This window comes from Ornithinibacillus halophilus (assembly GCF_900129485.1).
Classification (GTDB): Bacteria; Bacillota; Bacilli; order Bacillales; family Amphibacillaceae; genus Ornithinibacillus; species Ornithinibacillus halophilus.
Genome location: NZ_FQVW01000019.1, coordinates 21,186 through 46,587, shown reverse-complemented (window position 1 = coordinate 46,587; position 25,402 = coordinate 21,186). Strand labels below are relative to the sequence as shown.

Below are 25,402 nucleotides of genomic sequence, written 5' to 3'. Positions count from 1 at the left end.
CACAGCAAATTGCTGTGCGATTTCTCTTTATGGTTTACCCGTCTTCATATTTATCTCGTAATGATCTCTTTAGGACCTTTCCACTTGGGTTCTTTGGTAAAGAATCGGTAAAGTCAACATACTTTGGAACTTTGAACTTTGATAACCGTTCACGACAAAATGCAATGACTTCTTCTTCCAAAAGAGTGACACCTTCCTTTGGAACAATAACTGCCGTCACTGCCTCAATCCAATATTTATCAGGGATGCTAATAACAGCTACTTCAGATACGCCATCCATTTGGTAAATGGTTTCCTCAACTTCACGACTCGAAACGTTCACTCCACCTGTGTTGATCATATCTTTTTTCCGATCGATGATTGTGATATACCCTTCTTCATCCATCACACCTAAATCACCACTATGGAACCATCCTCCTTTAAAAGCTTCGGCTGTTTTATCTGGATCATGAAGATATCCTTTCATAGCATGAGGTGTCCGGTGAACAATTTCTCCTACTTCACCACGTGGTACTTCTACATCATTTTCATCTACTATTTTCGTTTGCATATTCAAAGTCGGTTTACCAGCAGCACCAAGTTTACGCATTTGGTCTTCTGGCTGGAGTGCTGTCGCAAGAGGTGCGACTTCTGTTTGGCCGTAAAAGTTCCAAAACTTTGCATTTGGTAGACGTTCTGATAACTCCTTTAAAATTTCCCTTGGCATAATTGCAGCACCATAATAACACTTTTCTAACGTAGACAAATCTCTACGGTCAAAATCCGGATGTCTAAGAAGTGCTATCCATACAGTAGGTGGGCAGAATAATTGCGTTGCGGCTTCTTTTTCAATCGTTTCCAAAATTACCTCAGGGGTTGCTCCTGGTAAGATAATACCACTTGAACCGAGATAAATGCTTGGCCCTAAAAAGCAATGAAGCTGTGCACTATGATAGAGCGGCAAAGCATGAATTAATACGTCTTTTTCGTGCATGCTTCCATCAACAATACAACTCATATATTCACTCACTATACTCTTATGTGTGAGCATGACACCTTTTGGTCGTGATTCTGTTCCACTCGTATAAAGCACATGTGCTAAATCAGCATCAGCAATATCAGCATCAACAAAGTCGGTTGATTGCCCCTGTCTTTCCAAGTGTAATGGCTTCCAAGATGCAAGATTGTTAGGAGTTTCTTCTGAAGGATTCATATCCATTAGATATCGAAAACTAATGTCTAAACGACCTGCTGATTCATCTAAGACTGGGGCATATTCTTTGGAGGCAATAAAACCATTCACTTCTGCATGTTCGAGAATAAAGGCTACATCCTCTACATTTAACAAATAATTAATTGGAATCATAACGGCACCGATTCTGGCTAAAGCAAAATTAACAATAACAAAATCTAAGCTATTTTTGGACATGACGGTAATCATATCCCCTTTTCTCATGCCAGCATCAACAAATACATGTGCTGTTTGATTGACTAGGTCATCAAGTTCAGCGTAGTTCAAACGTTGATTTTTATAAGCCAACGCAAATTTTTCAGGCATTCTCTCTCTTGTTCGAAGCAAAAGATCGCCCATTGTGTTCCTTCTTGCTCTTTTTAACGTTTTTTCTAATTCACCAAGTACATTTGCATCTGTGTTCATTCTCCAATCCCACTCCCCAAAAGTATTTTGATGGTCCTTTATAAAGAATTTTCTATCTATTATTTTAATTCAGATAAATAGGATTAGCAAGTACTTATCACTGTTCTCACATGAAATTGGCAAAATAAAAGAACTGAGACATTAATATCTCAGTTCTACTTGTCATATACTACTCTTGTATTTGCAACAATATCGTGAACACCTTGTTTTTCTCCTGTAAATGCTACTGTGATATAAAGCAAGGATGTAAACCAAAAGACGCGGTGAAGGAATCTTCCCACTACTTCTCTAAATAGCAGGTCCATCCAACTAAGTGGTTGCTCATCTTCTCTTACTACTCGTATCCCTAGTATCATTTTACCTAACGTTTGTCCTAAAAACTTGGTCATTAATAAGAAATAAAGGTAAAAAATGATTGTTGCAAGAATACCTTGTAATGTCCAAAGCCCTACTTCAATGGCCATCCCGTCATTCAAAAATTTGAACGGTACTAGGAGGATGCCACTAACACTAAATACAACAATCCAATCAATAATATATGCCCAAAATCGCATCCAAAAGCCTGCATATATCCGTGCATGATGCGTCTCTTCTTCCATATATGAAACCTGATCTTCACTCATTTATGGCACCTCCCCTAGTTAGAATATAAATACATTGCACGTGGTGCGTTTGCTTCACGGATGAAATCCATCACACCAAATACTTCTGTTTGTTTTCCAAATAGATTTTGAGCAGTTATGCCAAAGAATTGGTTGAACCCAAATGGACTATTATACTGAACAACCTGTACATTATCCCATTCTTGATCGGTTTCCATCATCTCAATCGTGTCATCCAAAGAACCTAGCTCATCTACTAAGTTATTTTCTTTCGCTTGTGAACCTGTATAGACACGACCATCTCCTAATGTTCGAACGGTTTCCTCAGACATACCTCTACCATCTACAATTACTTGTACAAAATCATCGTACATATCATCAACCATCGCTTGTAATAATTCACGTTCTTCTTCAGTCATCTCACGTGAGAAAGACATAATGTCTTTGAACTCCCCACTTTTAATTGTATTGAATTCAATGCCTAAATCTTCCGTCAAACCTGACAAGTCATATCCTTCCATAATGACTCCAATAGAACCAGTTAATGTAGCTGGGTGGGCTACAATTTTATCGACAGGTGCTGATATGTAATAACCACCAGATGCTGCAGTGTTCCCCATTGATACATAAATAGGTTTTTCATATTCTGCTTTTACTTCTAAAATTTTGTCGTGAATCTCAGCACTTTCAACAACGCCACCGCCTGGTGTATTCACCCTTAACACTATTCCATCAACACTACTATCTTTTCCGGCCTCTTCTAGCATTTCTAGAAATTGTTTATGATTATAGGATGTAGTATTTAATAATGTACTTGGTGTTGTATCTTGGATGACACCATTCAAGTGGAGCACCACTATTTTTTCTCCTGTTCCATTTTCAATAACTTCTTCTTCAAACTTATTTTCAGGTATCGCAAACATTTGATCAAAGTTAGCTGTAGCAAAACTACTTACTACCTGAAACCCAACAGACACTATAAATAATCCCACTGCTATTAGCAGTGCAAACCAACGTTTTGCATTCATTCAATCTCCTCCAAATTCTACCAAGGTACTTCATGTAAAATGATACACTATTTACACTTAGAATTCTAACGTGACAACTATCACATTATTCTATCTAGAATCAAGCAAATTCCATAACATTAGTAAAAAAATATGGATGAGACCTATCCAATCTCATCCATGTTGTTTAATGCTTTTTTCAAATTCGTTAAGTCTTCAGCTGACAAGGTTACTCCTTTTCCCATTTTCGAGTGATCTGGTGCCCAGTCTCTAAGATCATACTTAGGGTCTCTTCCATTCCAGCTCACTAAATTTAATTCCTTCTTCCACCCTTTTGGGGATTCTGAGAGAACTGCAATTGTTTCAATTATTTCGTATTTTAAATCAGCCACGTACATCTCTCCATTTCTATCTTTTTTCAACTAGAACTAAAATTAGAGTAGCAATTGGTCCTAGAACCAATGAAAGTAAAAACCAATTAAAGCCACTTCGATTTTTACCCTGTGCTATTCCAGCATTTATCAACATTAATGTTCCCCAACCAACATAATAAGACTCCACGATACCCCTCCAATTGTATTTATTTGATGTATAACTTTTTAGACGTTTTTAACCGTTTCACTTTTGGTGGATAATAACCACGTTCAAAGATTCTACCTTTTGTAATGCTATTTTTTTCTAAAAATTCATCAATAGAATTCGTTTCATACGTTTCTAATGCTTTGAAAAACACTTTTGCTGCAACTCTTGCATCCTCTAGTGCATGGTGGTGTTCGAACGTAATTCCATGATAATCTGCAAGTGTGTTTAACTTATGGTTATACAAATCAGGCCAGACTTTTTTAGAGATATTAGCAGTACAAAGATAGTCCATTGTTGGGTATGGCAACTTAAACTGATCTAACGTCTGCCTAATCACACTCATATCAAAACTAGCATTATGAGCAATTGCTAGATTACTGCTTAAAAAGTTATTTAGTGTTGGCCATATATCTTGGAAGTTTGGAGCATCTCTGACATCATCTTCTCTTATCCCATGAACACGAATATTCATAGGATTAAAATATGTTTTCGGGTTGATTAAACTATAATATTCATCTATTATTTTATTATTTTCAGCAACAACTATTCCAACAGCACATGGACTAAACCGTTTCTCATTTGCTGTCTCAAAATCTATCGATATAAATCTCAAAATTGACACAATCCTTTATTAGTAAACTTTATTTCAATGATACCATAGGATTAGTGAAAATTGCGATGGGATTTGATTGGACATTTCTTCCGTAATTTCTATTTAAAAGGGATGATTTGAAGCTTTAAGGACATCGATTCCGTTATCCGTTCAAATTTTATCTCTTGTTAGAGTTATTTAGTAAAATAGCGTACCTGATGTCCATAACAATACATTTATCTCGTTTTTTTAATTATAACGTATCCAATGTCCTCTCACGGTTACCACATAGAAAACTGCACCTCCAACTATGAGGTGCAGTTTCTATCTAAGCATATTATTTACGATTCTGAATTACTTTTGCAATTTCCATTAGCACAACTGCTCCAATTGCTAATCCTGTTGCAAGCATCCAATCATTGAATCCAAATGCTTCAGGTATTGCAAATACATCTCGAGCGAATGGAAGGATGGTGATCGTATAAAGAACAAAACAAACTAAAACAGCGCCTAACACATATTTGTTTGTGAAAAAACCTACTCCAAAAATTGTTTGTGCATTGGAGCGTGCGGTAAATGTTTGTAATGTTCTAGCTAAGATTAATGTTGTAAATGCCATTGCAACTCCCATTTCTGCTGAGTGCTGTAATCCAATGTAGTGCGAAATGATTACAGCGATTCCTATTAAGAGTCCTCTTGTAATCACTGCACGCATCGTTCCACCTGCAAAAATACCTTCATCAACATGTCTTGGCTTTCGATTCATTACGTCGGGTTCTGATTTTTCCATACCTAATGCAATTGCTGGTAGAGAATCATTTACTAAGTTAATAAATAGTAATTGAAGCGCTGTAAACGGATTGGACCAATTAAAGACAACAGCAAACAGAATTGCAATAATTGCTCCTAGGTTTCCAGCGAATAAATAACTTATCGCTTTCTTAATATTATCGAATACTGTTCTTCCGACACCAACAGCATTAACAATGGAAACGAAATTATCATCGGTCAAAATCATTGCTGAAGAATCTTTAGCCACATCGGTTCCACTACCCATTGCCACACCGATGTCTGCTTGCTTTAATGCCGGAGCATCATTGACTCCATCTCCAGTCATTGCTGTAATCTTATCTTGTTTTTGCCAAGCACGTACGATACGAATTTTGTTTTCTGGTGACACACGAGCATAAACAGAGATCTGCTTTAGCTTTTTATCTAGTTCTTCATCTGACATCGCATCTAATTCTTGTCCAGTTACGGCAATATCGTTTTCTTCCATAAGTCCGATATCTCGTCCAATGGCTTGGGCTGTCGTTTTGTGATCACCTGTAATCATAATTGTACGTATGCCAGCTTTTTTCGATTCTTCGATGGAACCATAAACAGCTTCTCTTGGAGGGTCAATCATAGCCGTTAATCCCACTAACACTAAATCATGTTCATCTTCTTCTGTAATAGTTGTTTTTCCATCTGACAATCTTTTGTATCCATACGCTAATACACGTAATGCTTGATTGGAAAAATCTTCATTGGCTTGTTCAAATAAATTTAGTAAATCATCGTCAATTTCTTTTTCTTTCCCGTCCCAAAAAACATAGGATGCCCGATTGTACATGACATCAGGGCCACCTTTAGTCAGCATTAATTTTTCCCCATCAATCGTATGAACCGTTGACATCAACTTTCTATCCGAATCAAAAGGTAGTTCTCCTTCTCTTGGGTATTGTTGACGAAGTGCATCATAATCTTGATTATTTTTATTAGCAAAATTAATTAATGCTACTTCCGTCGGGTCTCCTACTTCATTTCCATCTTTATTAATATAAGAATCATTACAGAGTGCTGCTATATTAACGAGAAATTTCTCTGCTTTCGTCCATTGTGACGGATCATCTGGTAGCTTTTCTCTTTGGTCACCAGGCAAGAAAAAATTCGTAACAGTCATTTTGTTTTGCGTTAATGTACCAGTTTTATCTGTACAAATAACACTAGTTGAACCTAAAGTCTCCACTGCTGGAAGCTTCCGAATGATGGCATGTTGCTTGGCCATTTTATTCGTACCAACAGATAGAACAATAGTTACGATAGACGACAATGCTTCAGGAATGGCAGCGACGGCAACAGCTACTGAGAACATCAATGCATTTAAAATTGCTGTCGTCATATCCACCGTTTCATTACCGAACCAAATTCTCCCCACTTGTAATGCAAAAATGATAATACATAGAATTAAAATACCAATACCTAACTTCTTACTAAATACCTCTAATTTACGTTGTAACGGAGTTTGTTTTTCTTCAGCAGTCGCAATCATTCCGGCAATTTTACCAATCTCTGTCTTTTCACCTGTTCCTGTAACGACAAAGGTTCCCCGTCCGTAAACGACGAGCGAACTGCTAAAGACCATATTACGTCGATCCCCTAGTGCTGCTTCATCCTCTAATGCATCCACATGCTTTTCAACAGACTCTGATTCTCCAGTTAACATCCCTTCATTTACTTTAAGAGAACCACTTTCTAAAATTCTTCCATCAGCCGGTATATAGTCCCCTGCTTCTAATAGAACAATATCCCCCGGAACGAGTTCTCTAGCAGGGATTGTCTGTTTATTACCTTGACGGATTACCTTGGCTTCAGGTGCTGACATGTCTCTTAAGGCATCCAATGAACTCTCTGCCTTTTTTGTTTGGACTACACTTATTACTGAGTTTAGGATTAACACAAGGAAGATGATAATCGACTCAACAATCTCCCCCAGAACTAGCTGAACACCCGCAGCTATTAATAACACAATTACCATTGGGTCTTTAAACGTTTCTAGAAAAAGCTTCCAAGTAGGAACCTTTTCCTTATCAGCTATCTCATTATATCCATTTTTTTCGATACGTGATTGAACTTCAGATTGGGATAATCCTTCTTCAGATGATTGGACTTCTTTTAACGTATCTTCTGTACTTAGACGATAAAATTCCATATATGTAAACTCCTTTCCTCTATATCCATTTTCCCCTAGATATACATAAACATTCTATAGAAATAAGAAAAGCTAGAGCGCGCCCGCGTTGCGATGTAAGAACTGAAACAGTGCCTGTTGTTACTCGGCACAAACAGCAGTGATTATATCCACGTAGTTTTTTTAGATTACTCACGCCAGCGCAACGCTACATTCTTATCTTGCACAAAAAAACACGAGACCCCTGCCTATAGAAGGCAAAGGTCTCGCATAGCATCTTCATGCCAGTAAGGCCGATGGTAATTACCATGGAATGACGACCTGACTTTTGGATTTTAATCCAACCGCTACTCCCCTTTGACACAGGTCAAAGTGATTATGATTTATACCATATTATACCATAATGTGAAAAACAAGGATAGTTTTCAATTAAATTTTAATGATCCTCTAATAGCAAACATGAGGGAAAAATATTTTCTTGACAATCCTTTATTAGAAGGTGTAATATTTAATATAATTTCAAGAAAAGCGCAGTGCGCACGGAGCTAGACATCTCTGAACAAAAAATAAATAATTTTATATTCTTATCCAGAGAGGTGGAGGGACTGGCCCTTCGAAGCCTCAGCAACAGACTGTAACAAGTACTGTGCTAATTCCAGAAGCGTTTTGCTTGAAGATAAGAAGAGTAATAGCTTATAAAACCTCTTCTATCTTTAGAAGGGGTTTTTCTAATTTTAAAACGAGGTGATGTAAAAATGACAAGCGTACCATTTCGAGCTGACCATGTGGGGAGTTTACTAAGACCAGAAAGATTACACGAAGCAAGGTCTCAATTTAATAACGGACAAGTTTCAGCTTCAGAGCTACGAGAAGTGGAAACAGAAGAAATCAAACGAATTGTAGATAAACAAATTGAAGTTGGTTTAAAGGCTGTCACTGATGGTGAATTTCGCCGTTCATGGTGGCATATTGATTTTCTAGAAAATTTAAATGGTATAGAGGGATACGTTCCTAAGGTTGGATATAATTTCCACGACGAAGAAACAGAAGCCTATGATGTTCGTAATATCGGTAAAATATCCTTTAATCAGGATCACCCTTTTCTAACAGACTTTAAAGAATTTAATCAAATTGTTAATGGGCGAGCGGTTGCAAAACAAACTATTCCAAGTCCAAATCAATTATTTCATGCAGGGATTCGAAATCCGGAAATTTATCCTACTCTCGATGAATATGCAAAAGATGTTATTCAAACATATCGTGATGCACTGAAAGCGTTTTATCAAGCAGGTGTACGTTACATACAATTTGATGATGTTTATATTGCTGGTCTAAATGCGGACAGCTTAGCACCTTACGAAGAAGGATACTCTCGACAAGAACTCATTGAACTTGCGTTACATGTCGCTAATAGTGTACTAGAAAATAAACCAGAAGATCTTTATGTAACGACTCATTTGTGTAGAGGAAATTACAAATCAACATGGGCTTTTAAAGGAAGTTATGCAGAAATTGCACCTACCCTTTTTGCTAAGGAAAATGTAGATGGCTTTTTCCTAGAATATGATGATGAACGTTCCGGTAGCTTTAAACCATTAGAATTTATTCCTAATAATGGTCCGAGAGTTGTATTAGGTGTCATCACATCAAAAAGGGGAGAATTGGAGAATAAGGATGTCATCCTCACTAAAATTAAGGAAGCAAGCCAATTCATTCCATTAGAACAAATCTGTATTAGCCCACAGTGTGGCTTTGCTTCTACCCATCATGGAAATAAATTAACTGAGGAAGAACAATGGAGAAAATTGAAATTTATTGTCGATATTTCCGAGGAAATATGGGGTAAATAAGTGATTTTTGGAAGCTAGTGACAGCCGCTATTCTGTAAATGGGTGTCACTAGTGTAATCAACGCACTGTTTTTTAGAGCCATATATTCTACTAACCCTTTAGTTTTACAAATGATTATTTCTTCATACTATTTTAAAAAAATCACAATGTTTTCTCATTATTTAGTATATAATGGTAGTATCATTATTGTTAAAGGGAGTATTCTAGTATGCTATATTGGATTATTGGCCTTATTATCCTACTCATTATTATCGAAGAGACGATCTATTATGTTGAAAATCGAATTTTGTTTGGCAAAAGGAAAAGTAGAATAATGGCGTTAATCGCTAAGTTTCAAAAGAAGAGTAAAACTCAAACTCAAGATGTACCAATTTATGATGAACCAAGACAAAGAAGGAGTCGCTAAACTAGAAGAGCGTCTCTTTTTTTCTATATTGGAATAATTGATGACCTTACCTTTAGAAAGGAGATATTCTAATGTTACCCGACCAACAATTATTACGTATTCCCGGGCCAACTCCTATCCCACCCTCTGTTCAAAGAGCAATGCTACATCCGATGATAGGGCATCGTGATCAAGAAACGAAAGAATTACTAAGGAAAATTAAACCAAAACTAAAAAAAGTTTTTGAAACAAAAGAAGAGATTGCAATTCTTGCAGGTAGTGGAACAGCAGGTTTAGAGGCTGCCGTAACCAATTGCACGCAACCTGGTGATGAGGTTTTAGTTATTGTTACAGGTGTATTTGGAGAGCGATTTGCAAAAATCTGTGAAGCATATCAACTGAATGTGCATCGAATCGATGTAACCTGGGGAAAAGCAGTCGATACATTAGATGTGGAGAACTTCCTTAAAGGCCATCCTTCAATTAAAGCTGTTTTTGTCACATATTGTGAAACTTCCACAGGCGTTCTTAATCCTATTCAGGAGCTTTCCAATATCATTCACACAAACTCCGACGCCTTATTCATTGTTGATGGGGTTTCAGCCGTTGGAGGAGTCCAAACGAAAATGGATGAATGGGGACTCGATTTAGTCGTAACTGGGTCTCAAAAAGCTCTAATGCTTCCTCCTGGATTAACTTTTGTTGCAGCAAGTAAACGTGCTTGGGAAGTTATTGAAAAAAATAATATACCTACATTCTATCTTGATTTACAAAAATACAGAGAAAATATTCTCTCTGATTCAACACCATTTACTCCCTCCATTTCATTGTTATTTGGGCTAAATCAAGTTCTGGACATGTTCGAAAAGGAAGGCCTGGAGAACGTTTATGAACGGCACCAACTAATGAAATTGATGACAAGAGAAGCATTCAAAGCTTGGAACATACCACTATTAACTCGTGACAGTTGCGCTTCTCCGACAGTCACTTCAGTAATCCCGAATGATTTTAATCCGGATGCTTTAAGAAAAACTGTGAAAAATGATTTTAATCTTGTTTTAGCAGGTGGACAGCAAGAATTAAAAGGAAAGATTTTTCGAATTGGACATATGGGGTATTGTTCACCATCTGATATTTTGCAAACTATTAGCTTGATAGAAATCGGATTAGTAAAAACCGGGAAAAATGTAATGTTAGGAAGTGGAATAGCAGCAGCACAAAAAATTCTTACAAAGGAGGTCAAATAGGGTGTCTTTTCATGTACTGATTACTGATCCTTTACATGAAGAAGGATTAGTCCCATTAAAGAACCACCCTGACATAAAGCTGACGATAATCAATCAACGCAGAAGCTCTAACTTAAAAGAATTGATACGTGATGTTGATGCGTTAATTGTTCGAAGTCAAACACAAGTGACACGTGATGTATTAGAGCACGCCACTCGCTTAAAAATCATAGGTCGAGCAGGAGTTGGTGTCGATAACATTGACTTAGATGCTGCAACAGAACGAGGAATTATTGTTGTCAATGCACCAAACGGAAATACTAACTCGGCCGCAGAACATACGATGGCATTGTTAATGTCATTAGCTAGGAAAATCCCCCAAGCATATCAAGCATTAAAAAACATGGATTGGGATCGCAAGAATTATGTCGGGGTTGAATTAAGAAACAAAACATTAGGCGTCATTGGATTAGGAAGGATTGGTGCAGAAGTTGCTTACCGTGCAAAAGGGCAACGAATGGAAATCATCGCTTACGACCCTTTCCTAACACAAGAAAAAGCAGAAAAATTAGGAGTAAACTTCGGTACACTGGATGAAGTATTGGCTCTAAGTGATTTCATAACCATCCATACCCCTTTGTTAAACGAAACGAAGCATTTAATTAATACGAAAGCTTTTCAGAAGATGAAAAAGGGAGTCCAAATCATTAACTGTGCTCGAGGTGGAATCATTGATGAAGAGGCATTATATCAAGCTATCATTTCTAAAAAAGTCACTGGTGCAGCATTAGACGTATTTGAAAATGAACCCTTTCACCATCACAAGCTATTAGAATTACCAGAAGTTATTGCTACCCCTCATCTTGGGGCAAGTACGATAGAAGCTCAGGAAATGGTCGCAATAGATGTTAGTCAGGACATTATCCGTTATCTAATGGGAGAACAAATTAAAAACCCAGTTAACCTTCCATCGTTACCAATAGAAATATTGAATAAAATGAAACCATATTTTCATCTAGGTGAAAAACTAGGAACTACTTTAATACATCTAGTTGAACAGCCAATTGAGGAGATTACACTTTCGTATGAAGGTGAACTAGCCGAGCTGGAAGTTTCCCCAATCACTCGAACGATAGTAAAAAGCGTACTACAACGTCATCTTGGTGACCATGTCAATGACGTTAACGCCCTCTATTTAGCAGAGAAACGTGGAATAACGGTTCATGAAAATAAAAGCTCAGCAAATAAAGGGTTTACTAATCTATTAAAAGTAGAGATAAAAACTAATAGAGAGTCAAAAAGTGTTTCTGGAACACATCTTCCTGGACTCGGCCCAAGAATTGTAAGATTGGATGAGTACCGTATTGATGTTATTCCCGAGGGACATATTATTTTCATCCACCATAATGACCAACCAGGAGTCATAGGGAAAATAGGAAGTTTACTAGCAGACTTTCAAATTAATATCGCAACCATGCAAGTAGACCGATCCAATTTAGGTGGCGATGCAATCATGGTGTTAAAGGTCGATAAACGCCTACATGAACAAGAATTAGCTCGGTTAAAAGAACTAGATGAAATCAAAGAAATTCAAGTCATTGATTTATAATTATGGAATGCTTGAATCATAAAGAGGCATTTCCCAATTTATGGAAGTGCCTCTTAAAGTTTATCTAACAATTCTTTTAAACCACCAATTTCATGGCTAGGCTGAATGTCTCGGTGCTCCTTTTGTTTACGATTAACCCAAACTGACTCTATTTCTGCACGGTTTGCACCTAGAATATCTGTGTTTAAATTATCTCCCACCATCATGGCATCTTCTCTTTCTACGTCCAATTGAGAGAGCGCATAATCAAATATTTCTGGGTCTGGTTTACCACTTCCAAACTCCCCAGAAACAATAATATGATCAAAATATCCTTTAATTTCTGGCGATAACTCTAACTTAGTCTGTTGCAAATCTGGAGAGCCATTTGTTAAAAGTAATAGTTGAAAATTATCCTTAAGATGATTTAAAACTGGATACGTATCCTCAAAAACAAATGGGTTATTTTTACGATGTGCTCGAAACGTTTCAGCAAGTTCCTGACCAAATTCTTGATCGTCTATCCCCATTTTTCTTAAACTCATGGTCCATACCTTTTCGCGGTACTCTGGTGCAATTTCCCTTAAGCGTTTGAAATCTTCCCCATCATCATTAAAATTACCCCACAATCCTTCAAAAGGATTTATTCCTATTTTCTTAGTAAACTCATATGTATCATATGAAGCGTATAGTCCACGAGCTGTTTCTCGAACTTTCATTTCTAACTCCACGGGATTTATGGAATACACCTCTCCCGCAATTTTACAAGTTGCATCTAAGGCCGATTGAATACTTTTTTCATCCCATAATAATGTATCATCTAAATCGAATAATATTGCTTTAACCATGCAATAGCTCCTCTATCCTTTTTAAGACAGTGTACCATAGGTAGGAAACATTTGGGATAAGATGAAATCGGAAAATTGCTTGTTGGTCATTTAAGCAAATTAATCCTCATTCAACAACAAGCAGTCCATTACTAGGACTGCTTGTTTCTAATAGGTTTCATAAGACACTACTTCATCTCTTGGAACGTGCTTTTTTGGTTTTGGTGTCTGATCAGGATATCCTAACCCTAAAACAGCTACAACTCTTTGGTCACCAGGAATACCTAGCAGCTTGCGAACATAGTCTTCTCTTATTTGAGATTCTTCCTCATCTTCAGAATGATATACGGCACCAAAAGCAGAACCTAAGCCAAGCTCAACTGCTTCTAACCATATAAAAGCACAAGCAAATGAGGCATCTTGTAGCCAGTATTTACTAACACTAGGTTTTGCCGTTACAGCAATAGCAGCTTGGGCTTCCTTCATCCATTTCATGTAAGGAGTTGTATCAGCAAGTTTATCGAGCATTTTTCTATCTGTTATTGCAATTAAATGTTTAGAAGGAAGGTTATTGCCAGTGGGTGCAAACACTCCTGCATCAATTACCTTTTCGAATAACTCATTTGGAATTGGTTTATCTTGATACTTTGTTATTTCTCTTCGTGCTTGAATAGCTTTAAAAACATCCATGTTATCTCCTCCTTTTTCATAATTTTACCACACTAACAGTTTATTCCGATACACATACTCTGATTTAGGAAAGAAGAGATTTTCTAAAATATATGACAACCTCCACATTCTCAATCTAATATACGAACCATATATTCACAGTGTTCATCCCCGTTAATATTGCATTTAATCTCAAATACAGATAGTTTTTTGTCTAATACTTTCGATAGTCCGCCTTCTAGGATTGCTCCCTCCAAATCGCAAACCATTTTCCCTTCTTGAATAGGTAATCCTTCACAAAAACAGTCTTCTACACGTATGAGCATCGTTGTTTCTGTTTTTTCCAATAGCACTGGGATACCTATCTTTAATTCTTCATATATACTAAACAAATCTTCTACCGTTTCAACAGGCAAGCTGCTACCAATTTTTCTGCCGATTGTTAATGTTGTTGTTTTTCCTTCCATAGGTAATCCTTGGTTTAACCCGATCAAACGGATTGCCCGATATAATTCTAACGGTACATCTTCGCCTAATTTTAATCGGTCAATTTTTTTTAAATCTTCAAAGGTAAATGTGTTCATTACAAATTGCCTCCTAATCAGTCATTCCCCTCTACTATAAACAGAAAACAAATTACATGTATGTGATACAAGTCACGTTTAATTCAATACAATTTCTGTACAATTGAAGTAACTAAAACTAGTGAGGTAACCATAATGTCAAACTCAAATGAATTGGATATTCCTTTCATATTACAAGAAAGTATGATGCAAAATGAACATGCCATAATTGTTGTTGACTCTAATGGAATAATAATTCAAGTAAACCAAGTATTTAAACATTCGTTTTCCTTTCGTATTGGAGACTCGATCAACAACTTTTTCTCGCAGCATGTGCGTGTCGGAGGTTTTACTGCCCCTTTACAAGATAATTGGAAAGGTAATGTAACCATTACAGTAAATGAATCGTCATATGAAAAATATTTAGATATACAATCATTTCGCATAGCAAATGGAGAAAAGTATTTTCAATATGTCTTTCATACTATGATAGAGAAAGAAGAGATACGGTATCTTGCTTATAATGATGGTTTAACGAAGTTACCTAACCGACTTGCTTTTGAGGAAAATGTCAAGCAATTATTATTAAAACCTGAATTAAAAAAACATATCTTTGCCCTTTTATTTTTTGACCTTGATCGATTCAAATTAATCAATGATACATTTGGACACGCATACGGAGATTTATTGTTACAAAAAGCTGCAGAACGTTTGCAATCATGTTTTTCAGAAAAGGATATTTTAGCACGACTTGGCGGGGATGAATTTATTGCATTATTACCAAACATTGGTCATGAAAGAGAAGCCATATACAAAGTGGAGGAAATTATAGAGCACTTTTCTATTCCGTTTCAACTTAGGGAAAATGAAGTCTACGTAACCATAAGTGTTGGTATAAGCTTCTATCCCCATGATGGAGAAAATTTGGAAGCTTTAATTTCGCAAGCAGACTCTGCAATGTATCATGCAAAGAAGCAAGGCAAAAACAATTACGAATTGTCTAAGGCAGAATTACATGCCTCTAATTTTGAACGGTTTCACCTGGAAAATATGCTACGAAAAGCAATTAAGGAAGAGCAGCTTGAGCTTTTTTATCAACCTCAAGTGAATATCGTTGATGAAAAAGTTGTAGCTGTAGAGGCTTTAGTTCGTTGGCGCCACCCTGAGTATGGCATTATTCCACCGAACGAATTTATTCCAATTGCTGAGGATTCCGGATTAATTTTAGAGATTGATGATTTTGTATTACGAAAAGCTTGCCAGCAAATACATCACTGGAAACAACTAGGAAATCCTATTCGTATTTCTGTAAATCTGTCTGCACAACAATTCATGCAGAAAAATCTACCCGATAAAATCGCTACCTTACTAAAGATAGAAAAAGTACCTCCTAATTTACTTGAGCTGGAAATAACAGAATCAATGGTGATGCAAGATACAAAAATGTCAGCAATCCAAATAGAGAAGATCCGAGCATTAGGAGTGAAGGTTGCTATTGATGATTTTGGGACAGGACATTCATCTTATCAATATTTAAAGAACTTTCCAATTGACAGCTTAAAAATAGACCGTATTTTTATTAATGATGTAGAAACAAATAGAAATACAAAGGCCATCCTAAATTCTATGATTAACTTAGGACATGACCTTAACTTGCAAGTAATTGTAGAGGGGGTAGAGACAGAAGAACAATTATCTAATCTGGACTCAAAGAAATGCAGTGCCGTTCAAGGGTATTACTTTTATAAGCCAATGGAAACAGGTAGAATCCAGGAATTATTAGAAAGAAAAGGTTAGATCTAAACATTCGTCTTGAACAGTAAAAATCCGAACTCAATGTTCGGATTTACTTATGCCTTAGTATACTTCGTAATTTTGTCCTGTTTGTGCACCTTCCACACTTTTCTTGTACGCTAATGCCACACGTTTGGCAGGTACAGGATTAAACCCTGCAAAAAAGCCACCTAAACGTTCCCAGGATTCTTCTACAATATTAGGGCTCACACTGTTTATTCGAATTCCACGTGGCATTTCAATGGACGCAGCTTTTACAAAAGATCTCACACCACCATTTGCCATTGCAGCTGAAGCTCCGAGTGGAATAGGATCATCCATCATGACACCAGTGGTTAATGTAAAACTTCCACCGTCATTCACGTAATCTTTTCCTAGTAAAACAAGATTAATCTGCCCTTTTAGCTTACTATCGATCCCTCTTTGGTTAAGTTCTGGGGTCATCTCTGAAATAGAAGCAAAATTCGCTCCACCTGACACATTAATCACTGCATCAACTTTTCCTACTGTTTCATACATTTTCTTAATACTTTCTTCTGATGTATGGTCGACTGTAACATCCGCGCCGTTACGTCCTGCACGAATGATTTCATTATTATTGTCTTCTAGTACTTTGGTTACCTCAGAGCCGATTGTCCCACTTGCACCAACAATAAGAATCTTCATACTCTCCCCACTCCTTTACTGTAATAAGGACGTTCTACGCTATAAATATATCTATACTATATCATACATATCCAAATCGAAGCCTGTATATTCTAAATTTTATTAACTAATGTAGAATGGATAGAAATGAAAGAGGATACCACGTATGATGATATCCTTTTTTCTTTCTTATTCTTGGGTTGCTGTTTTTGTAGTTGCTGGTTCTTCTCGATATCCTTCCCCTGCTTTTGGTAATCTGATGAAAAAGGATAATACGAATCCAGCTAGAGAAATGACACCGGCTACTAAGAATGAAACATTAACTCCAGTTATTTCTCCACTTACTCCTTCTCCTGGTACGGCAGCTACAGTCATAACCGTTACAAGTAATGCAGTACCAACTGCACCAGATATTTGACGGAATGTATTGTTCATCGCAGCACCATGAGGCAATCTTTTAGGTGATAATTGATTCAACCCGGCTGTAGTTACTGGCATCATGACCATTGCCACACCAAGCATGCGAAAAACATTAACCACTGCCAAATACTTAAATGTTGTCTCAATGGTAAGATTACAGAACATAAACGTAGTAATCGTCACAAGTAATAATCCTAGTCGGACTAGCGCTCTCGCACCAAATTTATCAAATAAACGACCAGTAATTGGATTCATCAAGCCCATTACTAAAGCACCTGGTAGTAACATTAAACCTGATTCTAAAGCAGTGAAACCAAGCATTTCTTGCATAAATAGTGGTAGTACAACTGCTCCACCAATTAATGATAGGAATACAATCATTCCTAAAGCCGTCGTTAAAGTAAATACTTTATTTTGAAAGACCCGAAATTCTAGGATCGGCTGTTCTAATTTAAGCTGTCTTAAAATAAACCAAGTGAGTGATATTATACCGATAACTAAAGAAATAATTACTTGCCCACTTAAGAATCCACTTCCAGCTGTACTGAATGCATATAATATCCCACCAAAACCAAATGTTGAAAGGATAATTGATAAGACATCCACCTTTGGAAATGTTTGTTTTGTAATATTTTTTAATAGAACGTAAGCAAGAATAATATCGATAACAACGATTGGGAAAATTACGTAGAAAAGGCTTCTCCATGGAAAGTTTTCTACTAAATATCCAGCTAACGTTGGTCCTATTGCTGGTGCAAATGCGATAATTAAACCGAACATCCCCATGGCTGACCCACGTTTTTCAATCGGAAAGATTAAAAACATAATGGTTTGTAACAATGGCATGATAATACCTGCACCTGCTGCTTGTAGTATTCTGCCGATTAATAACACTGTAAATCCAGGAGCTATAGCACAAACTAACGTACCTAATCCAAATAAACCCATTGCTGTTAGAAACAACCTTCTTGTAGTAAACGTTTCAATTAAGAAAGCTGTAACAGGGATCATAATTCCATTTACAAGCATAAAAATGGATTGTAACCATTGGGCGACGTCTGCTTCGATTTGTAAGTCTTCCATTATATGAGGTAATGCAGTTCCAAGTAATGTTTGATTTAATATGGCGACAAATGCCCCTGAAAGTAATACAATAATAAGTGGAGTTCTATTTATTTCTGTTGGCTCCTCGGGTGCTGGAGCATGATTTTTAGCCATACTCTTCCTTCTTTCTTTGTACTTCATTATTTTATTGATACCACAACATAGATAAATTATTAAATTTGACTAAATTGTGTCCAATACAACCCTTGATTCTATCACAGTTATAGAATACATAAAAGTGAAGCGAATTATGCTTCCATATAAAGTGAGGTGAATGCGATGTGTTTAATTAATTTTCAATTTCACGACCACCCACAATACAAATTAATAGTAGCTGCTAACCGGGATGAATTTTACAAACGACCAACTGCTTCTGCTCATTTTTGGGAGGATGAACCTGTTATTTTAGCAGGGCGTGACCTCCAACAAATGGGGACCTGGTTAGGTGTAACAAAACAAGGACGATTTGCTGCTCTAACTAATTTTAGACATCCAGACCATATGGGAACAGGTGGAAAGTCTCGTGGTGAAATTGTAAAGAATTATTTGAGTGAGGATTTATCAACAGAAGAATATATCACTCAGTTGAGGTCGAGTAAAGAAGATTTCGTCGGATATAATGTGCTTGTCGGAAGCCCTGAAGAACTTTTTTATTACAACAACGTTGAAGATACGATTACCAAAATAGAACCAGGTACATATGGTCTTAGTAACCATTTTCTTAATACACCATGGCCAAAAGTTGTCAAAGGAACACAAAACCTAAAGAATTATACAAAAGATACTAGCAAAGTTGATGAAGCTAAGTTATTTGAGTTATTACTTGATGCCGAAGAATCCGCAGAAGAAGAACTACCTAACACTGGAATAGGAAGAGAATTAGAGAAAAAATTATCTCCGCTATTTATTAAACTTCCAGATTACGGGACAAGATGTTCCACCGTTCTAACGATTGATTACAAAAACAATTTAACCTTTGTAGAGCGAAATTACGAGCATGGAATATTAAAAGAAGAAAAGCAATTTTCCTTTAAGATAGAAAACTAAAAATACAAAGACGTTTGGCCGATGAAAAACCAAACGTTTTTGCCTCTATCTATAATGTCAGAAACACTAATACTTCTCATCTAAAAGTTCTATTAATAGATCTGGTCTATCGGTAATGATTCCCCCTGCATCGAGGTCGATTAGTTGTTCCATCATTTCTTTATCATTAATCGTCCAGTAGTGTACATCCATACCTTTACGTTCCGCACCACGGATTATTTTTTTATCCATTAAATTAATATTACTATCTTCTGTTGGTATTTGAACAGCCTCAACAGTAGGTGAATAGAGTCCATTTAGGAATAACTTATGTAAGATTACGAACTTCTTAATTTCTTCTCTACCACCACTAACTAAAGCTTCTCCATCAGATACCTCTTTGACTAAATCAATAATTGCATGATCAAATGAAGCTATCAGCACTTTCTCTTCTAATCCATGTTTTTCGATTGTTTGCCACAGTGCTTCACTGACAGTTTGATATAACTCTGGTTCGTTTGTATCTTTAATTTCTATAACATATTTCATGTTGGGATAAGCATTGAAAATCTCTTCCACTGTAGGAATATGGATTCCTTGGCCACGGTAACTATACTCCCCTTCTAAATCTTGAAAGTAATACCCTGCATCCAGCTTTTGGATTTCCTCTAAGGTTAAATCAATTACTTTCCCTTCACCGTCTGTTGTACGGTCAACGGTAGGATCGTGAATGGCAACAAGATAATCATCTTTTGTCATATGAACATCAAACTCAAGAACATCTACACCTATTTCAACAGCTTGTTGAAATGCAACCATTGTACTTGAAGGTGCTAAATGCTCTCCCCCTTGGTGTGCAATAACCAGTGGTCGCTCATTATCAAAATAGGCTACCTGTTGAATTTGACCACTTGGAAAAATATAAAGAATCCCCCATACTAAAAGAATTCCTATTAATCCAAAACCAATCCATTTCAACTTTGACTTTTTCTTTTTTATCGGTTGCTGACTACTCTTCTCAATTGGATTTGTATTCCCCATTTTTCTATTCCTCTCTATTCAACGGCTATTATATCCCATGATGTAATAATTCCGAGTAATGGCTCTTTTGAAGAACCGTATTTCGTAATGAGCAGAGCATCAACACGGTTTCCCTTCTCAATTTGCGCTTTAAAAATTTCAACCGCCTCAATCACTGGCGTATCATTATTAATAAATTGATAATTACCGTCCTTTTGAAAAGGAAGGATATCTTTTATTTTCGTATCAATTCCACTTTTAAACTTACTAGAAGCTAACCATTTTGTTATTCCGCTTTCTGAGATTAGTCCTCTAAATTCATTATCATGATAAATAGGGAATTTAGAAAATCCTCTTTGTTCTATCGTATCGAGTACTTTTTCTAAGGAATCATCCTCTTGAAACGATATTACTTTGCGTTCAAATACAGGTACTACTTGTTGTGGTTGTGTGATCGACTTTTCTATTTTTTCAATTTGCTCGACAATGGAGTTATGTGGTTCTGCAATCGCAAAGTCAGTATCGATCCTATTATGAACAATTGCATTTCGAAGTTCAGCATACTCAAGCAGATCTTCTGCATACCGATTTAAGTTAAGATTATGTTTTGACATAATCTTAACGGCTTTTGAAAAACCGATACCTTTGCTATTGCGCATCTCTTGTCTCAATGCTTTTTCGATTCGATTAAAAGCAGTTAAAAAGCGTTCAGAATTTCTTTCCATTTTTTGTTTCTCCCTTAAGTTTATATCTTTACCTCGTAGATTATTAAATTAATTATACAATCTTTAGCATAATTTCGAAAGTTTGGTTTTATGAATTACTATATGAACAATTCGCCTCTATAACTTTGACGAATCAACGAGTAAATATAACTATAAGTTGGTTAAAAATTTAATGTAAAAAATAGGAGACAGCCTATTGACTGTCTCCTTATTAGGATATTTTTGTACCATTTTCTACTTCTTCATCAGGCCTTAATAAAACGACATCTCCATCACTTGGTACTCCACCAATCACTAACACCTCTGATTTAAAGCCTGCAACTCGCATTGGTGGAAAGTTCACCACACCTACAACTTGCCTTCCAATTAAATCTTCAGGGTTATAGCGTTTGGTTATTTGTGCAGATGATTGTTTAATTCCTAGTTCCCTACCAAAGTCAACTTTAAGTTTGATTGCTGGTTTACGTGCTTCCGGAAAAGGTTCAGCCTCTACTACCGTTCCAATTCGCAAATCTAGCTTCATAAAATCATCAATAGTCGCCATTTTCTTCCTCCATCACTATATTTTGTTTTCTATATTATCAAAAAATAGCTTTAAATAATAGAAAAAGCAGACAACTAACTATATTAAAACGTACCAAACCAATAACCCAAGGCTGCTCCAATATAATTTCCGATAATATATCCGAGTGTCCCAACGATTAAAATAGGAGCTACTAGCTTGCTCCACCCTTGTGAAATTGCCATAGCCGCTGCAGTTGTAGGACCACCAATATTGGCATTACTCGCTAAAATAACTTCTTCTAAATTAAATTTAAATAGCTTTCCTAACACAAAAGATACAACCATGTTAATTACAACCATAATAAATACGAGCACTAATAATAATGGTGCATTTTGAAGAATAATTGGAAGCGATGCTGGTACACCAATTACGACAAAAAATATGTATATTAAATACGTACCAATCTCTTGGGCTCCGTTAATTTTCTCAAAATAACTAGAAAAGATGGTGACTGCTAGTAAAGTAATAGTAGTGAGCATTAAATAATTGTCACCTAAAATACCATGTAGAATATTAAAGAAGATATTTTCCCCAGTTGGGATTAAGTTTGCAAAAAACTCGGCCAAAGTAAATGATACAGCAACTAATGCAAATGCTGTTCCTACTGCTAGACCAATATCTTGTAATGAAATTTCTTTCCCTTTCCAGTAACTTGCAGCTAAATTCTCATTCCCATCATTATTGTTTTTCTCAACTTCTTCGACATGTGGAGTTTTAAACTTTCTTCTAAAAAATGTGAGTGTTGGGATTACCATTAATACTAAAAAGTATAAAGCCATCATTAAATTATCTGCAACAACAGCGGAAGATATCATTTCGCTAGGAGTTTCAAATCTCGCTGATAATGCAGCTAAATTTACACTTCCACCAATATAAGACCCAGTCATCATTGCGGTTATTTTATCGAGTCCCGGTATTAAGTCTTTCAAAAAGAAGAATCCTACAATTGCACCAACAACCGTACCAATGGCGCTAAATAGGAACATAATTAATAAACGACCACTTTCATTCCAAATTTTTAATATATTGGATTGGAATAATAACAGCGGTATCGCTAGTGGAACTACGTAACTCCAAACGGTATCATACACAGGTGAGTCGGTCGGAATCACATTAAAATTAGCTAATAGCATGGCTCCGACTAAAGCGATGATTGCTCCAGAAACTTTGGATGCCCAATCATATTTTTGTTCTAAATAGATACTGATTCCTGCCCATCCAGCTAAAAAGGCCCACAGTATCCAAATATCATCCGGTTGAATTAATGAATAAACCATAGTTCCTCTCCTTCATTTTCGTCTGTACTGATTATATCGAAAGGAGAACGTATTCACAAAAAGGTTGCCTAATCCACATTTACTCCCGGTTTATTGATAACTCAGATTGGGAATAGTAACAGTAAAGTCATCTTAGGAGCGATCAACTTGAGGAACTTATTACTTTCAACAATGATGATAATATTATTCACATGGTTGCCTGCCTGTGGTTTAAACAATCAACAAGTAGAGTTTGACCCTACAACTGATCCCAAACGAGCGGAAACTAAAATAGAGAATAATAGTAATAACAATGAAGACCTTAAGCCTAATAATCCTGCTGTTAAAGCTGCTGCATACCGTTTTAAGGCATTCTCTCTTCAGGCAGATTATAATGGCACAGAACATGCAATTAATATTGAGTATGAATTTGATGGAGAGCGAATAGACGCTATATATAAAGACAAAAATCAAGATATTAATCTATACAGTTTTGGTGCGTTTGAGGAATTAGATGATAAATTTTCGGGGTTTAATTTTACAGAGGAAACACCTAATGAGGATGTAGTAAAAACAGTAATCGAGGCTTTCCACATACCAGAGGACGCTATCAACATTGAATTGGAGATTACATTTAATGTTGGAGTTGAAAAGGAATATACTTCAATCAACTAGTAATATAATTGATTGAAGTATATTTTATTAAGGTAACTCATTTCCAGCTGAACGATAAAGTTCATACCATTCTTCTCTTGTTAGAACAATATCCGACGCTTTTGCAATTTGAGTTAATCTCTCTATATTCATCGTACCTAGAACCGGTTGAATTTTAGCTGGATGTCTCAAAACCCATGCAATGGCTATTGCGGATTTCGTTACTTGATACTTATCAGCAATTTCCTGTAGTTTTTCATTTAACTCTGGAAACTTGTCATTATCGACAAAAACACCTTCAAAGAAACCATATTGGAACGGAGACCATGCTTGAATCGTCATATCGTTTAAACGGCTATAATCCAGAACGCTTCCATCTCGATTTAGGCTATTTTCATGCTTCGTGTTTACTTGTAACCCCGCATCAATCATCCCTGTATGCATCATACTAAACTGCAACTGATTGATAATTAAATCTTGTTCCACATATTTCTTGAGCAGTTCAATTTGGAGTGGATTATGATTACTCACCCCAAAATAACGCACTTTTCCACTTTGTTCCAGTTCATTAAAAGCTTCTGCCACTTCTTCAGGTTCGACAAGGGTATCTGGTCTATGTAATAACAACACGTCTACATAGTCGGTTTTCAATCGTTTTAAACTCTGTTCAACAGATCCTACAATGTGTTCTTTGGAGAAATCGAAGAATCCTTTTCTTATTCCAGTTTTTGTTTGTAAAAACATTTTTTCACGGATGGCCGGGTTCATCTCTATAGCATTTGCAAATATCTCCTCAGATTTACCTCCACCATAGATATCCGCATGATCGAAGAAATTGATTCCTAATTCAAGTGAATGGTTAATCACGTCCGATGCTTGAGATTCGTTTAGGTTTGCCATACGCATACAACCTAGTGATAAATTGGATACATGCAAATCACTATTACCTAGTCTGATATTTTTCACTGTTGTAACTCCTTGCTATTTATTTTTGTTAATATAGGCTTCTTCCTCTTCAGGACTTAATATACCTGTAGCTTTCCCAATGGTGCCACCTTGTAAGTCCCAAATGGCATTATGATCATCGTCAATGGTTGAAAAATCACTAGCGGCCCATTTCTCTAAAATTTCCCGATAAATATCCTCATGATTCAGATCCACTTCTTCTAATCCATCCAAGAGCCATTGTATCCGATCAGGATGTATTTCATAGAATCCCCATTTTTCGCTCGCTCTTACCTTTTGATGAGACATCCCGTGAATATAATCTTGATAATACCGGTCAGTCATTTCATTCATGGCCTTTTGTTGCCCAAAGGGATTTAAACCCTTTGTTTCAAATTTCTCTAAATCTTCTTCCTCAATTTTTCCTTTTGCTTCTTCTTCTAGTTGTTTTTCTTCATTTAGTAATTGTTCCTCTTTTTCAAGTTCACCAGTCACCCAATCATATGCTTTCCATCCACCGAACCCTAATAGAATCGTAATTGTAATATACATAATGATTTTTATTACTTTTTTCATCATCACCCTCCTAACTAAAAGGTTCGTAAGTTACACCAATTATACATGTTGGATTGGTAGATTGTAATTAATTGAGTTTATTAGAGGTTATACACTTAAAGAGCCTAGCAAACAACTATTAATAATCACTCTAAAGACAAGGTTCTAGAAAAATATGTTTTGAGTGTTTGGATTCTATAGTTTTTTAAATTG

Annotated in this window: 25 protein-coding genes and 2 riboswitches; of the genes, 7 read left to right on the top strand and 18 right to left on the bottom strand. The window is 36.3% G+C overall.

The window, feature by feature from the left end:
• Positions 1-34: 34 nt before the first annotated feature.
• The 7 genes from BUB12_RS09390 to BUB12_RS09365 all read right to left on the bottom strand — a co-directional run bounded on the left by BUB12_RS09390 (position 35) and on the right by BUB12_RS09365 (position 7,393).
• Positions 35-1,636, bottom strand: coding sequence for a fatty acyl-CoA synthetase (locus BUB12_RS09390; RefSeq protein ID WP_072890327.1), 1,602 nt, complete (start codon positions 1,634-1,636; stop codon positions 35-37).
• A 155-nt stretch (positions 1,637-1,791) separates the two neighbouring features.
• Entirely contained in the window at positions 1,792-2,259 is a 468-nt protein-coding gene (locus BUB12_RS09385) for an RDD family protein (protein WP_072890325.1), read from the bottom strand.
• A 14-nt stretch (positions 2,260-2,273) separates the two neighbouring features.
• Positions 2,274-3,266 (bottom strand): signal peptide peptidase SppA, encoded by a 993-nt coding sequence (gene sppA / locus BUB12_RS09380; protein WP_072890323.1) that lies wholly within the window; start codon positions 3,264-3,266, stop codon positions 2,274-2,276.
• 143 nt (positions 3,267-3,409) lie between these two features.
• Positions 3,410-3,637 (bottom strand): YdbC family protein, encoded by a 228-nt coding sequence (locus tag BUB12_RS09375; protein ID WP_072890322.1) that lies wholly within the window; start codon positions 3,635-3,637, stop codon positions 3,410-3,412.
• A 16-nt stretch (positions 3,638-3,653) separates the two neighbouring features.
• Positions 3,654-3,806 (bottom strand): hypothetical protein, encoded by a 153-nt coding sequence (locus BUB12_RS17670; RefSeq protein ID WP_159431564.1) that lies wholly within the window; start codon positions 3,804-3,806, stop codon positions 3,654-3,656.
• A gap of 19 nt (positions 3,807-3,825) precedes the next feature.
• The gene (locus BUB12_RS09370) at positions 3,826-4,449 is read right to left on the bottom strand and encodes a 3'-5' exonuclease (protein WP_234982636.1); all 624 of its coding nucleotides are present in this window, start codon (positions 4,447-4,449) and stop codon (positions 3,826-3,828) included.
• 307 nt (positions 4,450-4,756) lie between these two features.
• The gene (locus BUB12_RS09365) at positions 4,757-7,393 is read right to left on the bottom strand and encodes a cation-translocating P-type ATPase (protein ID WP_072890319.1); all 2,637 of its coding nucleotides are present in this window, start codon (positions 7,391-7,393) and stop codon (positions 4,757-4,759) included.
• A 210-nt stretch (positions 7,394-7,603) separates the two neighbouring features.
• Positions 7,604-7,740: riboswitch (yybP-ykoY riboswitch) on the bottom strand.
• Between the two features lie 213 nt (positions 7,741-7,953).
• Positions 7,954-8,055, top strand: a riboswitch (SAM riboswitch).
• 72 nt (positions 8,056-8,127) lie between these two features.
• Between BUB12_RS09365 and BUB12_RS09360 the strand changes: the two genes are divergently transcribed.
• The 4 genes from BUB12_RS09360 to serA all read left to right on the top strand — a co-directional run bounded on the left by BUB12_RS09360 (position 8,128) and on the right by serA (position 12,442).
• Positions 8,128-9,222, top strand: a complete 1,095-nt coding sequence (locus tag BUB12_RS09360) for a 5-methyltetrahydropteroyltriglutamate--homocysteine S-methyltransferase (protein ID WP_072890317.1) — start codon at positions 8,128-8,130, stop codon at positions 9,220-9,222.
• Between the two features lie 208 nt (positions 9,223-9,430).
• On the top strand, positions 9,431-9,628 hold the full coding sequence (locus tag BUB12_RS09355) for a hypothetical protein (RefSeq protein ID WP_072890316.1): 198 nt from the start codon (positions 9,431-9,433) through the stop codon (positions 9,626-9,628).
• 71 nt (positions 9,629-9,699) lie between these two features.
• Entirely contained in the window at positions 9,700-10,854 is a 1,155-nt protein-coding gene (locus BUB12_RS09350) for a pyridoxal-phosphate-dependent aminotransferase family protein (protein ID WP_072890314.1), read from the top strand.
• Position 10,855: 1 nt separating this feature from the next.
• Complete coding sequence (gene serA / locus BUB12_RS09345; RefSeq protein WP_072890312.1) at positions 10,856-12,442, top strand: phosphoglycerate dehydrogenase; 1,587 nt, start codon at positions 10,856-10,858, stop codon at positions 12,440-12,442.
• Positions 12,443-12,495: 53 nt separating this feature from the next.
• Here serA and BUB12_RS09340 read toward each other — a convergent pair whose 3' ends face one another.
• The 3 genes from BUB12_RS09340 to BUB12_RS09330 form a co-directional block, all read right to left on the bottom strand.
• A complete protein-coding gene (locus tag BUB12_RS09340; RefSeq protein WP_072890310.1) occupies positions 12,496-13,269 on the bottom strand; it encodes an HAD family hydrolase in 774 nt (257 codons plus the stop codon).
• 147 nt (positions 13,270-13,416) lie between these two features.
• The gene (locus tag BUB12_RS09335) at positions 13,417-13,938 is read right to left on the bottom strand and encodes a nitroreductase family protein (RefSeq protein ID WP_072890308.1); all 522 of its coding nucleotides are present in this window, start codon (positions 13,936-13,938) and stop codon (positions 13,417-13,419) included.
• Positions 13,939-14,048: 110 nt separating this feature from the next.
• The gene (locus BUB12_RS09330; protein WP_072890306.1) at positions 14,049-14,501 is read right to left on the bottom strand and encodes a V4R domain-containing protein; all 453 of its coding nucleotides are present in this window, start codon (positions 14,499-14,501) and stop codon (positions 14,049-14,051) included.
• Positions 14,502-14,636: 135 nt separating this feature from the next.
• On the opposite strand from BUB12_RS09330, the gene BUB12_RS09325 reads away from it, so the two are divergent.
• Positions 14,637-16,277, top strand: coding sequence for a putative bifunctional diguanylate cyclase/phosphodiesterase (locus BUB12_RS09325; protein ID WP_072890304.1), 1,641 nt, complete (start codon positions 14,637-14,639; stop codon positions 16,275-16,277).
• 60 nt (positions 16,278-16,337) lie between these two features.
• Here BUB12_RS09325 and BUB12_RS09320 read toward each other — a convergent pair whose 3' ends face one another.
• Positions 16,338-16,940 (bottom strand): short chain dehydrogenase, encoded by a 603-nt coding sequence (locus BUB12_RS09320; protein ID WP_072890302.1) that lies wholly within the window; start codon positions 16,938-16,940, stop codon positions 16,338-16,340.
• A gap of 168 nt (positions 16,941-17,108) precedes the next feature.
• A complete protein-coding gene (locus tag BUB12_RS09315; RefSeq protein ID WP_084063291.1) occupies positions 17,109-18,557 on the bottom strand; it encodes an MDR family MFS transporter in 1,449 nt (482 codons plus the stop codon).
• 165 nt (positions 18,558-18,722) lie between these two features.
• On the opposite strand from BUB12_RS09315, the gene BUB12_RS09310 reads away from it, so the two are divergent.
• A complete protein-coding gene (locus tag BUB12_RS09310) occupies positions 18,723-19,490 on the top strand; it encodes an NRDE family protein (protein ID WP_072890299.1) in 768 nt (255 codons plus the stop codon).
• Positions 19,491-19,556: 66 nt separating this feature from the next.
• Here BUB12_RS09310 and BUB12_RS09305 read toward each other — a convergent pair whose 3' ends face one another.
• The 4 genes from BUB12_RS09305 to BUB12_RS09290 form a co-directional block, all read right to left on the bottom strand.
• Entirely contained in the window at positions 19,557-20,510 is a 954-nt protein-coding gene (locus tag BUB12_RS09305) for a glycerophosphodiester phosphodiesterase family protein (protein WP_143155619.1), read from the bottom strand.
• Positions 20,511-20,524: 14 nt separating this feature from the next.
• Positions 20,525-21,214 (bottom strand): CBS domain-containing protein, encoded by a 690-nt coding sequence (locus BUB12_RS09300; RefSeq protein WP_072890298.1) that lies wholly within the window; start codon positions 21,212-21,214, stop codon positions 20,525-20,527.
• 211 nt (positions 21,215-21,425) lie between these two features.
• Complete coding sequence (csaA, locus tag BUB12_RS09295; protein WP_072890296.1) at positions 21,426-21,758, bottom strand: chaperone CsaA; 333 nt, start codon at positions 21,756-21,758, stop codon at positions 21,426-21,428.
• A gap of 83 nt (positions 21,759-21,841) precedes the next feature.
• The gene (locus tag BUB12_RS09290) at positions 21,842-23,056 is read right to left on the bottom strand and encodes a DUF819 family protein (RefSeq protein ID WP_072890295.1); all 1,215 of its coding nucleotides are present in this window, start codon (positions 23,054-23,056) and stop codon (positions 21,842-21,844) included.
• 147 nt (positions 23,057-23,203) lie between these two features.
• Between BUB12_RS09290 and BUB12_RS09285 the strand changes: the two genes are divergently transcribed.
• Entirely contained in the window at positions 23,204-23,710 is a 507-nt protein-coding gene (locus BUB12_RS09285; RefSeq protein WP_072890294.1) for a YusW family protein, read from the top strand.
• Between the two features lie 27 nt (positions 23,711-23,737).
• Here the strand turns inward: BUB12_RS09285 and BUB12_RS09280 are convergent, their stop codons facing one another.
• Positions 23,738-24,655 (bottom strand): aldo/keto reductase, encoded by a 918-nt coding sequence (locus BUB12_RS09280; RefSeq protein WP_072890292.1) that lies wholly within the window; start codon positions 24,653-24,655, stop codon positions 23,738-23,740.
• Between the two features lie 15 nt (positions 24,656-24,670).
• On the bottom strand, positions 24,671-25,210 hold the full coding sequence (locus tag BUB12_RS09275) for a DUF6241 domain-containing protein (RefSeq protein WP_072890290.1): 540 nt from the start codon (positions 25,208-25,210) through the stop codon (positions 24,671-24,673).
• Between the last annotated feature and the right edge of the window lie 192 nt (positions 25,211-25,402).

Bases quoted from the DNA above. Each gene is read 5' to 3' on its own strand.
- sppA (WP_072890323.1), bottom strand. From the start codon at position 3,266: ATGAATGCAAAACGTTGGTTTGCACTGCTAATAGCAGTGGGATTATTT.
- BUB12_RS09300 (WP_072890298.1), bottom strand. From the start codon at position 21,214: ATGGAAAGAAATTCTGAACGCTTTTTAACTGCTTTTAATCGAATCGAA.
- BUB12_RS09290 (WP_072890295.1), bottom strand. From the start codon at position 23,056: ATGGTTTATTCATTAATTCAACCGGATGATATTTGGATACTGTGGGCC.
- BUB12_RS09350 (WP_072890314.1), top strand. From the start codon at position 9,700: ATGTTACCCGACCAACAATTATTACGTATTCCCGGGCCAACTCCTATC.
- BUB12_RS09305 (WP_143155619.1), bottom strand. From the start codon at position 20,510: ATGGGGAATACAAATCCAATTGAGAAGAGTAGTCAGCAACCGATAAAA.
- BUB12_RS09365 (WP_072890319.1), bottom strand. From the start codon at position 7,393: ATGGAATTTTATCGTCTAAGTACAGAAGATACGTTAAAAGAAGTCCAA.
- BUB12_RS09325 (WP_072890304.1), top strand. From the start codon at position 14,637: ATGTCAAACTCAAATGAATTGGATATTCCTTTCATATTACAAGAAAGT.
- BUB12_RS09315 (WP_084063291.1), bottom strand. From the start codon at position 18,557: ATGGCTAAAAATCATGCTCCAGCACCCGAGGAGCCAACAGAAATAAAT.
- BUB12_RS09275 (WP_072890290.1), bottom strand. From the start codon at position 25,210: ATGAAAAAAGTAATAAAAATCATTATGTATATTACAATTACGATTCTA.
- BUB12_RS09385 (WP_072890325.1), bottom strand. From the start codon at position 2,259: ATGAGTGAAGATCAGGTTTCATATATGGAAGAAGAGACGCATCATGCA.
- BUB12_RS09360 (WP_072890317.1), top strand. From the start codon at position 8,128: ATGACAAGCGTACCATTTCGAGCTGACCATGTGGGGAGTTTACTAAGA.
- csaA (WP_072890296.1), bottom strand. From the start codon at position 21,758: ATGGCGACTATTGATGATTTTATGAAGCTAGATTTGCGAATTGGAACG.
- BUB12_RS09335 (WP_072890308.1), bottom strand. From the start codon at position 13,938: ATGGATGTTTTTAAAGCTATTCAAGCACGAAGAGAAATAACAAAGTAT.
- BUB12_RS09390 (WP_072890327.1), bottom strand. From the start codon at position 1,636: ATGAACACAGATGCAAATGTACTTGGTGAATTAGAAAAAACGTTAAAA.
- BUB12_RS09330 (WP_072890306.1), bottom strand. From the start codon at position 14,501: ATGAACACATTTACCTTTGAAGATTTAAAAAAAATTGACCGATTAAAA.
- BUB12_RS09310 (WP_072890299.1), top strand. From the start codon at position 18,723: ATGTGTTTAATTAATTTTCAATTTCACGACCACCCACAATACAAATTA.
- BUB12_RS09355 (WP_072890316.1), top strand. From the start codon at position 9,431: ATGCTATATTGGATTATTGGCCTTATTATCCTACTCATTATTATCGAA.
- BUB12_RS09340 (WP_072890310.1), bottom strand. From the start codon at position 13,269: ATGGTTAAAGCAATATTATTCGATTTAGATGATACATTATTATGGGAT.
- BUB12_RS09320 (WP_072890302.1), bottom strand. From the start codon at position 16,940: ATGAAGATTCTTATTGTTGGTGCAAGTGGGACAATCGGCTCTGAGGTA.